General features: G+C 26.5%; 11 protein-coding genes, 1 tRNA gene and 2 pseudogenes. 11 read left to right on the top strand and 3 right to left on the bottom strand.

Features of this window, described 5'->3' with window-relative positions; genetic code table 11:
* The first annotated feature begins 29 nt into the window (after positions 1-29).
* The 10 genes from H0H49_RS01580 (at position 30) to H0H49_RS01535 (ending at position 11,622) form a co-directional block, all read left to right on the top strand.
* Entirely contained in the window at positions 30-1,820 is a 1,791-nt protein-coding gene (locus H0H49_RS01580; protein WP_185864233.1) for an argininosuccinate synthase domain-containing protein, read from the top strand.
* Positions 1,813-2,790, top strand: coding sequence for an N-acetyl-gamma-glutamyl-phosphate reductase (argC, locus tag H0H49_RS01575; RefSeq protein WP_185864232.1), 978 nt, complete (start codon positions 1,813-1,815; stop codon positions 2,788-2,790). The genes H0H49_RS01580 and argC overlap by 8 nt, the downstream gene beginning before the upstream one ends.
* A gap of 15 nt (positions 2,791-2,805) precedes the next feature.
* Positions 2,806-3,954, top strand: a complete 1,149-nt coding sequence (locus H0H49_RS01570; RefSeq protein WP_185864231.1) for an aspartate aminotransferase family protein — start codon at positions 2,806-2,808, stop codon at positions 3,952-3,954.
* Positions 3,944-5,062 (top strand): glutamine-hydrolyzing carbamoyl-phosphate synthase small subunit, encoded by a 1,119-nt coding sequence (carA, locus tag H0H49_RS01565; protein ID WP_185864230.1) that lies wholly within the window; start codon positions 3,944-3,946, stop codon positions 5,060-5,062. Before H0H49_RS01570 ends, carA begins: the two co-directional genes overlap by 11 nt.
* A gap of 24 nt (positions 5,063-5,086) precedes the next feature.
* A complete protein-coding gene (gene carB / locus H0H49_RS01560; RefSeq protein ID WP_185864229.1) occupies positions 5,087-8,323 on the top strand; it encodes a carbamoyl-phosphate synthase (glutamine-hydrolyzing) large subunit in 3,237 nt (1,078 codons plus the stop codon).
* 21 nt (positions 8,324-8,344) lie between these two features.
* Positions 8,345-9,301, top strand: a complete 957-nt coding sequence (locus H0H49_RS01555; protein ID WP_185864749.1) for a Rossmann-fold NAD(P)-binding domain-containing protein — start codon at positions 8,345-8,347, stop codon at positions 9,299-9,301.
* Positions 9,301-10,089 (top strand): acetylglutamate kinase, encoded by a 789-nt coding sequence (gene argB / locus H0H49_RS01550; RefSeq protein ID WP_185864748.1) that lies wholly within the window; start codon positions 9,301-9,303, stop codon positions 10,087-10,089. Before H0H49_RS01555 ends, argB begins: the two co-directional genes overlap by 1 nt.
* Entirely contained in the window at positions 10,080-11,165 is a 1,086-nt protein-coding gene (locus tag H0H49_RS01545) for a M20 family metallo-hydrolase (RefSeq protein WP_185864228.1), read from the top strand. The genes argB and H0H49_RS01545 overlap by 10 nt, the downstream gene beginning before the upstream one ends.
* A gap of 49 nt (positions 11,166-11,214) precedes the next feature.
* Positions 11,215-11,532, top strand: a complete 318-nt coding sequence (gene trxA, locus H0H49_RS01540) for a thioredoxin (protein ID WP_185864227.1) — start codon at positions 11,215-11,217, stop codon at positions 11,530-11,532.
* Positions 11,533-11,548: 16 nt separating this feature from the next.
* Positions 11,549-11,622, top strand: a tRNA-Asp gene (locus H0H49_RS01535).
* Here the strand turns inward: H0H49_RS01535 and ribB are convergent.
* From ribB to H0H49_RS01520, 3 genes and pseudogenes are all read right to left on the bottom strand, one after another.
* Complete coding sequence (ribB, locus tag H0H49_RS01530) at positions 11,604-12,245, bottom strand: 3,4-dihydroxy-2-butanone-4-phosphate synthase (RefSeq protein WP_238784929.1); 642 nt, start codon at positions 12,243-12,245, stop codon at positions 11,604-11,606. The two genes, H0H49_RS01535 and ribB, sit on opposite strands and share 19 nt — an antisense overlap.
* A 7-nt stretch (positions 12,246-12,252) precedes the next feature.
* Positions 12,253-13,383 carry an LptF/LptG family permease gene (locus H0H49_RS01525; RefSeq protein ID WP_185864225.1) on the bottom strand — a complete coding sequence of 377 codons (1,131 nt, stop codon included), beginning with the start codon at positions 13,381-13,383 and terminating at the stop codon, positions 12,253-12,255.
* Positions 13,376-15,198, bottom strand: a pseudogene (locus tag H0H49_RS01520) (DNA translocase FtsK 4TM domain-containing protein). The gene H0H49_RS01525 and the pseudogene H0H49_RS01520 overlap by 8 nt, the downstream one beginning before the upstream one ends.
* Positions 15,199-15,343: 145 nt before the next feature.
* On the opposite strand from H0H49_RS01520, the pseudogene H0H49_RS01515 reads away from it, so the two are divergent.
* A pseudogene (locus H0H49_RS01515) lies at positions 15,344-16,071 on the top strand (hypothetical protein); the annotation flags it as partial.

Genomic DNA, 16,071 nt, shown 5'->3' with positions numbered 1-16,071 from the left:
TTTTTAGTAGTTAGTGGTTTCTTACAAAGATGAAAATACAAGTTAGAGTATCTCATAAAGAGGATACAAAGTATGCTTCATTCATCTGCAATAAGATCAAAGAAGCAGCGAAAAGTAGAGGGACTGGTATTGCAGAAAAGGATCCAGAATATATTAAATCAAAAATGATTCATGGAAATGCTGTTATTGCTTTTTATGATGAAAAATTAGCAGGGTTCAGTTATCTTGATCTTTTTCAAGGTGAAGAGTTTGTTGTTAATTCTGGATTAATTGTATTTCCCGAATTTAGGAAAAAAGGATTAGCTAAAATTATTAAAATTGAAATATTTAGATTATCTAGAGAAAAATTTCCAAATTCTAAAATATTTAGTATTACAACGAGTAATACAGTTATAAAAATTAATACAGAATTAGGTTTTAAACCTGTTTCTTTTAGTGAATTAACTAAATCAGAAAAATTTTGGAAAGGATGCAGTAGTTGCGCTAATTTTGATATTTTAACCAGAAACAAAAGAAAAATGTGTTTATGCACAGGACTTCTATATAATCCTAATAATAAAAATAATAATCATCATCATGAAATTAAAAATGATGTAAGCAATAAATACAGAAAATATTTATCATTAGGAGATAAAATTGTTTTGGCTTATAGTGGAGGCTTAGACACTTCTTATTGTTTAAAATTTCTTATTCAGGAAGGATACGAAGTTCATACAGTTATTATTAATACTGGTGGATTTCAATATGATGAATTGAAAAAGATTGAAAAAAGAGCTTTAAGTATTGGTTCTAAATCACATCGTTCTATCAATGCAATAGAAGAATATTATCAAAATTGTATAAAATATCTTATATTCGGAAATATACTTAAAAATAATACTTATCCCCTATCAGTAAGTTCGGAAAGAATTTTTCAAGCTATAAAAATTGCAAATTTTGCAACATCTGTTCAAGCAAAAGCTATTGCTCATGGAAGTACAGGTGCTGGAAATGATCAAATTAGATTTGATGTAGCTTTTAAAATAATTTGCCCAAAAAAAATAATTTTATCTCCGATAAGAGATATGAAAATATCTAGAAAAGAAGAAATTGAGTATTTGAAAAATAAAGGAATATCCATTTCTTGGGATAGGTATAAGTATTCTATAAATAAAGGAATTTGGGGGACTAGTATAGGAGGAAAAGAAACTCTCACTTCTTCTCATGATTTTCCAGAAGAATCTTATCCTACAAAATTAAGCAGTAAAAAAAGTGAAAATCTAAAATTAGAATTTGAAAAAGGTGAATTAGTAAGTGTTAATAAAGAAAAAAGTAGTGCCATAAATAATATAATAAAAATTGAAAAAATAGCTTCTAAATTTGCTATAGGAAGAGGGATACATATAGGAGATACAATATTAGGAATAAAAGGAAGAGTAGCTTTCGAAGCTTCAGCTGCAATAATTATCATTAAGGCTCATCATTTATTAGAAAAACATATTCTTACTAAATGGCAACTTTACTGGAAAGAACAGTTATCCAACTGGTATGGTATGTTATTACATGAAGCTCAATATTTAGATCCTGTTATGCGAGATATTGAAAAATTTTTGAAAAGTACACAAGAGAGATTAACTGGAACTGTTGATATAATTCTTTATCCTTATAGATTTCATTTAGTTGGTATCAAATCAAAATTTGATTTGATGACTTATCCTAATATGGCCCAATATGGTGAAATGAACCATGCTTGGACAGCAGAAGATGTTAAAGGTTTTACAAAAATTTTAAGTAATCAAATGAAAATGTATCATAATTTAAATAAAAAAAATAATGATTAAAATAGGTATTATAGGAGGAACTGGATACACTGCTGGTGAATTAATAAGATTGGTCATCCATCACCCGAAATCTAACATTAAAAATGTAGTTAGTAGAAGCTGTCCAGGAAAATTAATTCATTTGATACATCAAGATCTTTTAGGAGAAAAAATAGAAAATATGAAATTTTCTCCTGTTATAGATAAAAATATTGATGTAGTTTTTCTTTGTTCCGGACATGGGAGATCTAGAAAAGAATTGAGTAATATACCATCTAAAATAAAAGTAATTGACCTAAATCAAGATTTTAGGATATATGATCAATCATTTTTTAATGGAAGAAAATTTATTTATGGACTACCAGAATTACAAAGAGATTCAATAAAAAAATATGACAATATTGCAAATCCTGGATGTTTTGCTACAGCTATCCTTCTATCTATTTTACCATTAGCCAATAATAATCTATTACAAAAAGACATTCACATAAGTGCTGTTACAGGGTCTACAGGTTCAGGTAAAAAACATAGTGATACTAACCATTTTAGTTGGAGAAATAATAACATATCTGTTTATAAAATTTTCCAACATCAACATTTGCAGGAAATAGAACAAATTATTCGTATAGTACAAAAAAATTTTTCTTCAAATATTTATTTTGTTCCATACAGAGGAAATTTCTCTAGAGGTATTATATCTACTGCATATACTCATTCAGTTTCACCTTTAGATGAAACTATTTACATGTATAAAAAATATTATAAAAATCATCCATTTGTCCATATTTCTGATATCAATATAGATGTTAAACAAGTAATCAATACTAATAAATGTATTTTATATCTTTTCAAGGAAAAGAGTAAATTAATTATTATAAGTATTATAGACAATCTTATTAAAGGAGCATCTGGTCAAGCTATACAAAACATGAATATCATGTTTAATCTTGAAGAAGATTGTGGGTTAAGATTAAAGTCTGTTCGTTTTTAACTAATAAAAAGGAAAATGAAATTATTTGACGTCTATTCTATACTAGATATAGAATTAAACAAAGGTAATGGAGTGTATGTTTTTGATATACATGAAAATAAATATCTAGATTTTTATGGTGGACATGCTGTAATTTCTGTTGGTCATTGCCATCCATATTATGTGAAAACTTTAATAGAACAAATACATAAAATATCTTATTATTCTAATAGCGTTTTTATTTCTCAAAAAAATAAATTAGCTGATTTACTTGGATCTATATCAGGATATGATAATTATTCTCTTTTCTTATGTAATTCTGGTAGCGAATCTAATGAAAACGCATTAAAAATTGCTTCTTTTCATACTGGTAAAAAAAAGGTTATTGCGTTTAAAGGAGCTTTCCACGGAAGAACAAGTGGTAGTGTTTCTGTTACAGATAATTACAAATTAGTGTCTCCTTTTAATGCACAACATGAAACAATATTTATTGATTATAATGATTTAAATATTTTAGAAAAAAAGTTAAAAAACAGAGATATTTGTGCTTTAATCATTGAAGGCATTCAAGGTATATCTGGTATTATAGATCCAGGATTTGATTTTTTTTGTAATGTATGGGCTCTTTGTAAAAAATATGATACAATTTTCATTATTGATGAAATCCAAAGTGGATACGGAAGAACTGGTCATTTTTTTTCTCATCAATTTTACCCTATACAACCAGATTTAATTACTGTAGCTAAGGGAATGGGAAATGGATTCCCTATAGGAGGAGTTTTAATACATCCTAAATTTAAACCATATTATGGAATGTTAGGAACTACTTTTGGTGGAAATCATTTAGCTTGCACAGCTGCAATTTCTGTTTTAGAAATTATCAAAAAAGAAAATTTAATTAAAAATGCAAAAAAAATGGGTGAAATACTATTACAAAAATTACGAATTATTCCAAATATTAAGGAAGTTAGAGGAAAAGGACTTATGTTAGGATTAGAATTTGATTTTCCTATTCATGATCTAAAAAATATTTTAATTTATAAAGAAAAAGTATTTGTTGGAACATCTAATAATCCATACGTAATGCGGTTATTACCTCCAATGAATATCAATATCAATCATGTCAAATTATTTATTCAGAAGTTAAGTAATGCCTTAGCATATATAAAAAAAAATGGAAAATAAAAAAATAATGAGAAGTGGGATTCTTGTATTAGAAGATGGTACGACTTATGAAGGTTTTCATTTTGGAGCTCCAGTATCATCTTCTGGAGAAGTTGTTTTTAATACAGCTATGACTGGTTATACAGAAAGTATAACAGATCCATCTTATAAAGGGCAAATTTTAACTTTTACTTATCCAATAATAGGAAATTATGGAATACCACCATATTCTTCTTCTTTTTGTAATAATGATAAAAAAGAAGGAATTTCAAAATTTTATGAATCAGATAAAATTCAAGTTTCTGGTCTACTTATTTCTTATTATTCTAGTCATCCATATCATTGGAATATGAATTTTTCCTTATCTGAGTGGTTATCTAAAAATAGAATTCCTGGATTATACGGTTTAGATACAAGATGTATTGCTAAAAAACTTAGAGATCATGGAGGATCTATGTTAGGAAAAATATTAATGGATAAAGTGGATAGTATTCCTTTTTATGATCCTAACGAAGATAATAATCTTTCTGAAAAAGTATCTATAAATAAAAAAATTATTTATGGAAATGGAAAATATAAAATACTAATTGTAGATTTTGGATTGAAAAATAATATTTTACGTTGTTTTTTACGAAGAAACTGTACTATTATAAGGGTCCCTTGGGATTATGATTTTACTAGGGAAGAATATGATGGTTTAGTTCTTTCTAATGGTCCTGGTAATCCTAAAATTTATAAAAAACCTATACATTATATTCGTATAGTTATGAAAAAAAAACGTCCTATATTTGGAATATGTTTAGGAAATCAACTTTTAGGTATTGCTGCTGGAGGAGATACTTACAAATTAAAATATGCACATAGAGGACATAATCAACCAGTAATATCCTTACAAACTGGAAAGAGTTTTATTACTTCACAAAATCATGGATATGTATTGGATACTAGAAATATTTCTAATGAATGGAAAATATTTTTTAAAAATTTAAATGATGATACTTGCGAAGGAATCATTCATGATAATAAACCTTTTTTTTCGGTACAGTTTCATCCAGAAGCTTCAGGAGGGCCTACAGATACCGAATTTTTATTCGATTTCTTTATTAATTCAATTGTTAAAAACAAATAATTAAAAGAATTTTCCAAAATTAGTATGAAAATAAAAAAAGTACTCGTCCTGGGATCAGGTGCATTAAAAATAGGAGAAGCAGGGGAATTTGATTATTCTGGTACACAGGCATTAAAAGCTCTTAAAGAAGAGGGATTTTATACAATATTAATTAATCCAAATATAGCGACTGTTCAGACATCAAAAGATATTGCTGATAAAGTGTATTTTCTTCCATTAACTTCATTTTTCATTGAACATGTTATTGATAAAGAAAAACCACAAGGAATATTATTGTCTTTTGGTGGCCAGACAGCATTGAATTGTGGAATTCAACTTTTTAATAAAGGAATTATAAATAAGTATCAAATAAAAGTTTTAGGAACTACTATTCAATCTATTATTGATAGTGAAGATAGAAAACTATTTAGAAATAAATTAACTGATGTTAATATAAAAACAGCAAAAAGTTTTGTAGTTTATTCAACAGATGATGCTGTTCATTATTCATTAGAAATAGGATTTCCTATCATTGTTCGATCAGCTTACACCCTCGGTGGTTTGGGAAGTGGACTAGCTAATAATATTAATGATTTGAAAAGAATAGTAGGAAAATCTTTTTCTTATTCTTCTCAAGTGATTGTAGAGGAATATTTGGAAGGATGGAAAGAAATTGAATATGAAATAGTTAGAGATATATATGATAATTGTATTTCTGTATGTAATATGGAAAATTTTGATCCAATAGGTATTCATACAGGAGAGAGCATCGTTGTCGCTCCTTCGCAAACTTTAACAAATTCTGAATATTATAATTTAAGGAAATTAGCTATACATATAGCTAGAATTTTTAATATAGTTGGAGAATGTAACGTTCAATTTGCATTAGATTATAAATCGGAAGATTATCGTGTAATAGAAGTCAATGCACGACTATCTCGTTCTAGTGCGCTTGCTTCTAAGGCAACTGGTTATCCATTAGCTTTTGTTGCAGCAAAATTATCCGTAGGGTATGGATTACATGAATTAAAAAACTATGTGACTAAAAATACTTCTGCTTTTTTTGAACCTTCCTTAGATTATGTTGTATGTAAAATCCCAAGATGGGATCTAAATAAATTTTATGGTGTTTCCAATAGAATTGGAAGTAGTATGAAGAGTGTTGGAGAAGTTATGGGTATAGGGGGGTCTTTTGAAGAAGCATTACAGAAGGGGATTCGTATGTTGGATATAGGGAAACAAGGATTTATAAATGTAAATAAAAAAAAACTTGGATCAAAAGAACTATTAAAAGAGTACCTCAAAAAACCAACCGACCAAAGAATTTTCTTTTTAGAAGAAGCTTTAGAAGAAGGTTTTTCTATTAAAGAAATACATGAATTAACAAAAATAGATCCGTGGTTTTTATATCAACTTGATAATATTTTTCAAACAAAAAAAGAAATAGAATATTTTCATCATTGGATAGATATACCAAAAGAATTATTACTAAAAGCAAAAAAAGAAGGTTTTTCAGACATACAAATAGCTAATATTTTTGTTGATAAAACAGGTGATAATAAAAAAAATATTTATGATATAGAAAAAAAAATTAGAAAATATAGAAAAGAAAAAAATATAATTCCTTATGTAAGACAAATTGATACTTCAGCATCTGAATATCCAGCATGTACAAATTATTTATATTTAACATATCATTCTATTCAACATGATATTGCTTATGAATTAGATGGAAAATCCGTAATAACATTGGGCTCAGGTGTTTACAGAATAGGAAGTAGTGTCGAATTTGATTGGTGTTGTGTAAATACTTTAAACACTATAAAAAAAGAATTTTATAGATCAGTAATGATTAATTATAATCCGGAAACAGTAAGTACAGATTTTGATATATGTGATAGATTATATTTTGAAGAATTAACTTTAGAACGTGTACTAGATATTGTTGAATTAGAAAAACCAAAGGGAACAATTGTATCTATGGGGGGACAAATTCCTAATAATTTAGTATTAAAACTTCATGAAAATGAAGTGAAAATTTTAGGGACATCTCCTCTATCTATAGATCAAGTAGAAAATAGATATAAATTTTCTAATGCTATGGATTATTTAGGTATAGAACAACCTAGATGGAAAGAATTATCGAATGTTGATACAATTTATCAATTTGTAAAAGAAGTTGATTTTCCTATATTAGTCAGACCTTCTTATGTTCTTTCAGGCGCGGATATGAATGTCATTTCCAACCAAGAAGAACTAAAATATTATCTTCATCAAAATCAAGAATCAGTTTCTGCAGAATATCCATTAGTAATCACAGAATTTATAAAAAATGCTAAAGAAATTGAATTAGATGCTGTGTCTCAGAATGGAAAAATATTATTTTATGCTATATCAGAACATGTAGAATTTGCAGGAGTACATTCTGGAGATGCAACATTAGTATATCCTCCACATAATATTTATTTGTCTACGTTAAAAAAAATACTTTCTATTTCTGAAAAGATATCCAAATATTTTAATATATCAGGTCCTTTTAATATTCAATTTCTATCTAAAGAGAATAAAGTAAAAGTTATTGAATGTAATTTAAGAGCATCTAGAAGTTTCCCATTCGTATCTAAAGTTTCTAATTTTAACATGATTCATTTAGCAACTCAAGTTATTCTTGGAAAGAAAAAAGGAAAAACAAAACCTAATTTTTTTACAAAAAATTTTATGGGAATAAAAGCTTCTCAATTTTCTTTCTCTCGTTTACAAAATGCTGATCCAGTTTTGGGTGTAGATATGTCATCTACAGGAGAAGTAGGATGTTTAGGGGATACTTTTGATGAAGCTATTTTAAAATCTATGATTTCTGTAGGTTATACTATTCCTAAAAAAAATATTTTAATATCTGGCGGTCCAATTGATTCTAAGTTAGATCTTTTAGAAGAAATAAAACTTTTACATAATAAAGGATATATATTGTTTGCAACAGCAGGTACTAATAGTTTTTTATCAGATAATGGCGTTCCATCTATCAAAGTTCATTGGCCAAATGTTAAAAAATATTCAAATGTTATTGAATTAATTAAGAATAGAAAATTAGATCTTATTATTAATATACCAAAAAATTTAAGTAGATCAGAATTAGATAATGATTATACAATTAGACGTTATGCAGTAGATTTTAACATTCCTTTATTGACTAATACACGTTTAGCAAAGGCTTTTATACAAGCATTTTGTTCTTTATCTATAGAAAAACTAATGATAAAATCTTGGGATGAATATAAATAATAGATGAATAATGATAAATTTATGAAAAAATTTTTTAGTGTAGAAGATATTGTTAATGTATATGATCTTATTAAAGAAGCTATTTTTTTAAAAAAAAATCCATACAATTTTAAATATAATAAAACAATTGGATTAGTCTTTTTTAATCCATCTTTACGGACAAGAATAAGTTCTCAAAAAGCTGCTTTTAATTTAGGATGTCATACTTGGATTTTAGATATTCATAAAGATTCTTGGAAAATTGAAATGAATGATGGAGAAGTCATGAAATCAACACAAGAACATATTAAAGAAGCTGTTTCTGTTATGAGTATGTATTGTGATATTCTTGCAGTAAGAACTTTTCCAAGTCTATCAGATAGAGATTATGATTATAATGAAGTTCTTTTTAAAAAGATATTAAATTATTCTAGGGTTCCGGTAGTTAACATGGAAAGTGCGACTTTACATCCTTTACAATCTTTAGCAGATGTTATCACCATTGCGGAGTTTACGTCTTTTTTTAGAAAAAAATGTAAAGTTGTTCTAAGTTGGGCCCCACATGTAAAACCATTACCCCATTCTGTTCCAAATTCTTTTTCTCAATGGATATCAAAAATAGAGGAAGTTAATTTCATTATTACGTGTCCAGAAGGATACAATCTATGCAAAAAATTTTCTGATGGAGTTGTGACTATACAAAACCAAAACAAGGCATTTGAAAATGCAGATTTTATCTATGCAAAGAATTGGAGTAGTTACTATAATTATGGTAAAATACTATGTAATGATGATGTAGGTAGTAATGATTGGATGATAACTAAAAATAAAATGGAACGAACCAATAAAGCAAAATTTATGCATTGTTTACCTGTAAGAAGAAATGTGGTAGTAGAAGATTCAGTTTTAGATAGTGATGATTCTATTGTACTAGAACAATCGGAAAATAGAATTTATTCTGCACAAATAGTTTTTAAAAAAATTATAGAATCTTTATGATGAAAATTCACGTAGTGAAAATTGGTGGGCATTTAATTAATGATGAAAATCTTCTGAATTTTTGTTTAGAAAGTTTTTGCAAATTGAAAGGGTATAAGATCCTGATACATGGAGGAGGGAAAAAAGTAAATGACCTTTCTGATAAGATGGGAATAGAAAAAAAAATTGTACGAGGTAGAAGAATTACAAATAAAGAAACTTTGGATATTGTAGTCATGACTTATGCTGGTATTATTAATAAAAATATAGTAGCTAAACTGCAATCTTATCAATGTAATGCTTTAGGTTTGAGTGGAGCTGATGGAAATTGTATTAAATCTTTTATTCGTAAAGACGATCATATTGATTATGGTTATGTTGGAGATATAATAGCAGATAAAAGTATCAATACAGATATAATAAAATTTTTATTAGAAATAGATATTATTCCTGTATTCTGCTCTGTGACACATAATGGAAAAGGTATACTTTTGAATACAAATGCAGATACTATAGCTTCTTGTATAGCTATTTCTTTATCAAAATATTATAAAGTAGAATTACATTTTTGTTTTGAAAAAAAAGGTGTATTACGAAATATAAAAGATTCGGAATCTTTTTACAAAAAGATAAATTTTTCTTTATTTCAGAAAATAAAAAAAGATCATACAATTATCAATCATGGAATGATTCCAAAATTAGAAAATGCATTTTTTGCTTTGAAAAATGGAGTAACTAAAGTAAGTATTGGTCTCCCTTCGCATATATTAAAAAGTCATGATCTTAATAAGACTGTTTTATGTCTATGATTGAATTACAAAAATTAAAGAAAGAAGCAATACTACTTCTTAAAAAATTAATTAATACACCTTCTATATCTAAAAAAGAAAATCAAGTTTCTATTTTGATAGAAAAGTATCTTAAAAAATATGGATTTATTGTAAATAGGAAATTTAATAACATATGGGTAGAAAATAATAATTATCCAAAAGTAGGAAAAATAAAAACTATATTATTGAACTCTCACCATGATACAGTGAAGCCTGGAAAGAATTGGAATACAAATCCTTTTCATGCATTTTTTATAAAAGAAGAAGATAAAATTGTTGGATTAGGAAGTAATGATGCTGGTGGATCTGTCGTTTCATTGATATCTACTTTTATCTATTTAAGTGGATTATATGAATTACCTTATAAATTAGTTCTTTCAATTACCGCTGAGGAAGAAATTTCAGGATCTTTTGGTGTCAGATCAATTTTATCAGAGTTAGGCCCTATTGATTTAGGAATTGTGGGGGAACCGACAAAAATGCAATTATCCATTGCAGAAAAAGGGTTAATAGTGCTAGATTGCATAGCAAGAGGAAAAACTGGTCATTCTGCGAGAAATGTAGGAATAAATGCTATTTATATAGCAACGAAAGATATAGAGATTCTAAAAAATTTATCTTTTGATAGAAAATCAGAATTATTAGGTTATACTACTTTAAATATAACTCAAATAGAAGGTGGGATACAACATAATGTTATTCCTGATTATTGTTCTTTTGTGATAGATATTAGGACTAATGAGTTGTATCATAATGATGAATTAATTCAATTCATACAAAGTCATATTACTTCTGAAGTAAAATCTCGTTCTTCACATTTAAATTCTTCTTTTATAGACCCTCTACATCCTATTGTTAAAAAGGCTAAGTCCTTAGGCATAAAAATTTATGGTTCTCCTACTCTATCGGATCAAAACATTATGCCTTTTTCCACTATTAAAATTGGAGTAGGAGATAGTATGCGATCTCACACACCTAATGAGTATATTTACTGTTCAGAAATAATAAAAGGAATAGATACTTATATTTCTTTATTGAAGGATTTTAAATTTTGAAATTTCAACAAAAAAGGTAAATTTGTGATGTTCTTAAAATAAAAAGAATATGTTACAAGAAATAAACGATGATTCCTTTGATAAGGTAATTTCAGAGTATAAAAAACCAATTTTGATAGATTTTTGGGCTCCATGGTGTGCTCCATGTAGAGCTTTATCTGTTATTTTGGAAGAAATATATAAAGAATTTAAATCAAAGTTTTTGGTATTTAAATTAAATGTAGATAATAATCCGAAAGTTTCTTCTAAATATGGTATACGTAGCATTCCTACCATGATTTTTTTTAAAAATGGAGAAAAAAAAGATATTCATGTTGGTGTTTCATCTAAAGAAGAAATCATAAAGAAATTAAATGATTTAATATAATAGTAAAAAATGAAATGGTCTGGTAGTTCAGTTGGTTAGAATACATGCCTGTCACGCATGGGGTCGCGGGTTCAAATCCCGTCCAGACCGCTTTTTATTTTTTTATATTTTATAATATCTTCTATAGATATTATTTTTATATGAAATTTTTTGGATATTTTTATCAGTTCTGGAATGCGTGCCATAGATCCGTTTTCGTTCAGTATTTCTACGAGTACACCTCCAGGTATGCATCCTGCCATTTTGCTAATTTCTATAGCAGCTTCCGTATGTCCAGGTCTTTCTAAAACACCTCCTTTTTTTGCACGAATAGGAAAAATGTGTCCAGGTTTATTAAATGCTTCTGGTTTTACTTCATGAACTAATGCAAAAATAGTTTTTGCTCTATCTGATACTGATATACCCGTACTAACTCCATAACCGATTAAGTCTACAGATATTGTAAAAGCAGTTTTTCTATAATAAGAATCCGTATTATTATTTTTTACCATCATTGGAAGCTCCAATTGATCGCATTTTTCTTCTGTTAAAGACACACAAAGTAATCCTCTTCCATGAGTTATTAGAAAATTAACAATTTTAGGAGTTATTTTTTCAGCAGAAACTACAAAATCCCCTTCATTTTCACGATTTTTATCATCTACCACAATAATAATTTTTCCATTTCTTACATCTTGTATGGCTTCATCAATACCATCTAAATGGACCACCATTTTTTTATTAATAATATAAATCATCCATTACAGTTTTATAAGTAATCCATATACTTATTGGTAAAAATAATAAATTTGGAGTCCATGCTCCTATCCACGGACTTATTTTACATTTTTCTGCCATATTGTGAGTTACAGTAAGTAAAATGTAATAAATGATAAATATAATGATAGCTATAATAGTTGGATAACCTATTCCTCCTTTTTTAATGATAGTACCTATTGATGCACCTATAAAAAACATTATGATACATGTTATTGGAAATGTAAATTTTTTATGTAATTCTAATTGGTATTTAGCTAGATAAGTTTTTTGGAAATAATTTTGTTTTAATATAATATTAATCTTTTCTATTAGTTCCTTTGTGTTCATAATATGAAATAAATTTTTTTCACGATTACGTAACATCATGATTTTTTTTACAGGTATTTTTAATTTTTGTATTAAAGTGTCAAAATTTATAATTTGATAGGAAGTTTCAACTTTATTTGAAGTTTCTCTATAATAAATACCATTATTCAATTTTAATTGAAAATAATTATAATTTTTATTAATTATAATTCCTTTTTTGGAAATAATTGTGTTAATTTCGTAATTTTTTCCATAGAATAATATGAACACATTATTATACATATTTTTTCCATGTTTTTTATCTATTCTTATGAAAAAATCTGGAAATAAGTTAACAAAATAACCCTCTTTTAATTTTGAATTAGGATTATATAATGCTATTTCGTATAATTCGATAGCTTTTATTTTCGCTTTTGGTACAATAAAGTCAGAAAAAAAATATAATACTACAGAAATAATACAAGTTAAAAATAAAATGGGCATCATGATGCGAAATATAGAAATACCAGAAGATTTTATAATTAAAATCTCTTGATTTTCAGATAATTCACCAAATGTCATGATAGAAGATAATAATATTGTGATAGGGATAGATAATGGAATAATAGTAATTCCAAAGTAAAATATCAATTCTAATATTACCAATATATGAATGTCTTTTCCTATTAATTCATCTATTTTACTCCAAAAAAATTGAATCATAAAAACGATAAATATTGTGGAAAAAGTAAAAAAAAAAGGAATTATAAATAAACGAATTATATATATATCTATTTTTTTAAACATCTAAATCTGGTTCAGGAAGTAAAAAAAATTCATTTTTTTTACCATTAATTTTTTTATATAATTCAATAAATTTTTGAATAGTTGATAATTCTATAAATGGACATTGTAATCGAATTAATTCATTTTTATTGGAAAATAATAAATCTCCATTTCCTATCAGATTTTCCGCTCCAGAGCAATCTAATATGGTTCTAGAGTCTATTTTAGAACTAACTCTAAAAGAAATTCTTGCAGTAAAATTAGATTTTATTAATCCAGTTATGACATCTACTGATGGACGTTGTGTTGCTATAATCAAATGAATACCTACTGCACGTGAAAGTTGTGCTAAACGTATAATATATGTTTCTATTTCCTTTTTTTTAAAAGAAAGACTCAAATCTGCAAATTCATCTATAATTACTATTATATAAGGAAAATCATATTTTTTTTTGCATTTAAATTTCAAGTTATACTCTTTAATATTTCTAACTTTATATCTTTCTAGAATTGCATATCTTTTATCCATCTCTTTACATAGAGAATTCAGTATATTTCTTGCATCATATAAATTTGTAATAATCGGATTTATACACTTAGGAAGTGTAGCAAAGTAAGATTTTGATATATTCTGATATATAGATAATTCTACTTTTTTTGGGTCGATTAAAATAAATTTTATATCTTTAGATTTTTTTTGAAACAACAAAAAAATAATTATAGCATTTAAACCTACTGATTTTCCTTGACCAGTGGATCCTGCTATCAGTAAATGTGGCATATTAGCTAGATCCATAATAAAAATTTCATTGAAAATTGTTTTTCCTAAAGAAATAGGGAGTTCCATTTCTTTACTTTTTTTATCACTTTCCTCTGAAAATAGAATTTCTTCCATATACACAATAGAACGTTTATGATTAGGAATTTCTATTCCTATGGTTCCCTTTGATGGTATTGGTGCTATAATTCTTATAGATACAGCGGATAAACTTAAGGCTATTTCGTTTTCTAAATTTTTTATTTTTGATATTCTTGTTCCTATATGAGGATATATTTCATATAGAGTAATGGAAGGGCCTATATTTGCTTCTACTTTATCTATTATTATATTATAATGTTTCAGTATTTGTTCTATTTTTTTTTTATTATTTTCAATATTTTTTTTCATTTCCGATATCATGGAATGATCTTCTTTCTTTCTAAGAATAGAATGTATTATGATTTTATTTTTTTTATCATTATTATTATTTTTTATTGGTTTATGTTTAATTGAAATATTTATCAATTGTAACATTAGTTTCATTACTTTATCAAAAATTTTATTTTTTTTTTTCTTTTCTTAATAATTATATAATATAAACTTATGCTAATCACGATTAGTATAAATAATCCAATTTTTCCAAACAAAGAAATCAAAAAATTACCTATTTCAAATCCAAATATTCCACTAAATATTCCAGTTTTATCTGGTAATATTATATGAGAAGTTATTGGTATCCATATACTGAAGAATATAAATTTATATATTATCGATTGATAAAAATTATCTTCTAATATATTTTTTTTTGCAAAAAGTATTTTTATACCTGTAAAAAATAGCAACATAGGTATAAAAAAAGCACTAATTCCAATTCCACAGTAAATAAAACAGTGTGATACAATAGCTCCAATTTTTCCTAGTAAGTTTTCTGCTATTATTTCTTTGTCAAAAATTATTAATTGACTTTGATCTTTTTTCCAATGAAAAAAAAAAGATGAAAAACTAAGAAATAAAAAAATGCTTATGCCTAATAAAAAAAGTCCAAAAATGGTTTCAATGATTTTATTTTTTTGCATATAGTTTTGTAGTAAACTTTTTAAGTTAAAATTATTATAAAACTTAAAAAAAATTTTTTTATTCTATGATTTGTTTTTTTTTAAAAAAGTTTTTTATAAAGGAAAATTTATTATCTTATGAAATAGTATAGATTAAGTTTAGATTATGAATATTAAAAAAATGAAAAAAACAAAAGTATTATTATTACTACTGGTATTATTTTGTTGTTATGCAACAACAACAGAAGCAACAACAGAAGCAACAACAGAAGCAACAACAGAAGCAACAATAGAAGCAACAACAGAAGCAACAACAGAAGCAGCAACAGAAGCAGGAATAAAAAAAATAGGTAAAACGAATAAGGTAGGTAAAACGAATAAGGTAGGTAAAACGAATAAGGTAGGTAAAACGAATAAGGTAGGTAAAACGAATAAGGTAGGTAAAACGAATAAGGTAGGTAAAACGAAGAAAAATAATAGGAATGGAAATAATAGGAATGGAAAAAATAGGAGTGGAAAAAATAGGAATGGAAAAAATAGGAATGGAAAAAATAGGAATGGAAAAAATAGGAATGGAAAAAATAGGAATGGAAGAAATAGGAGTGGAAAAAATAGGAGTGGAAAAAATAGGAGTGGAAAAAATAGGAGTGGAAAAAATAGGAGTGGAAAAAATAGGAGTGGAAAAAATAGGAATGGAAATAATAGGAGTGGAAGAAATAGGAGTGGAAAAAATAATGGGAATGAAACAGTAGGTGGTGGTGGTGGGGGTAGTAGTAGCAGCAGCGATAATAATAATAACAACAACGATGATAAAAAGTTGTTAATCATAACAGAAGAAGAAGATAAATGGGACAAAGATAAATGGGACAAAGATAAATGCGACAAAGATAAATG

The sequence above is a fragment of the Blattabacterium cuenoti genome, assembly GCF_014252035.1.
In the GTDB taxonomy this organism is placed as follows: Bacteria; Bacteroidota; Bacteroidia; order Flavobacteriales; family Blattabacteriaceae; genus Blattabacterium; species Blattabacterium cuenoti_Z.
The sequence above is the reverse complement of the archived record's forward strand: the minus strand, read 5'-3'. Positions and strand labels throughout refer to the sequence as shown.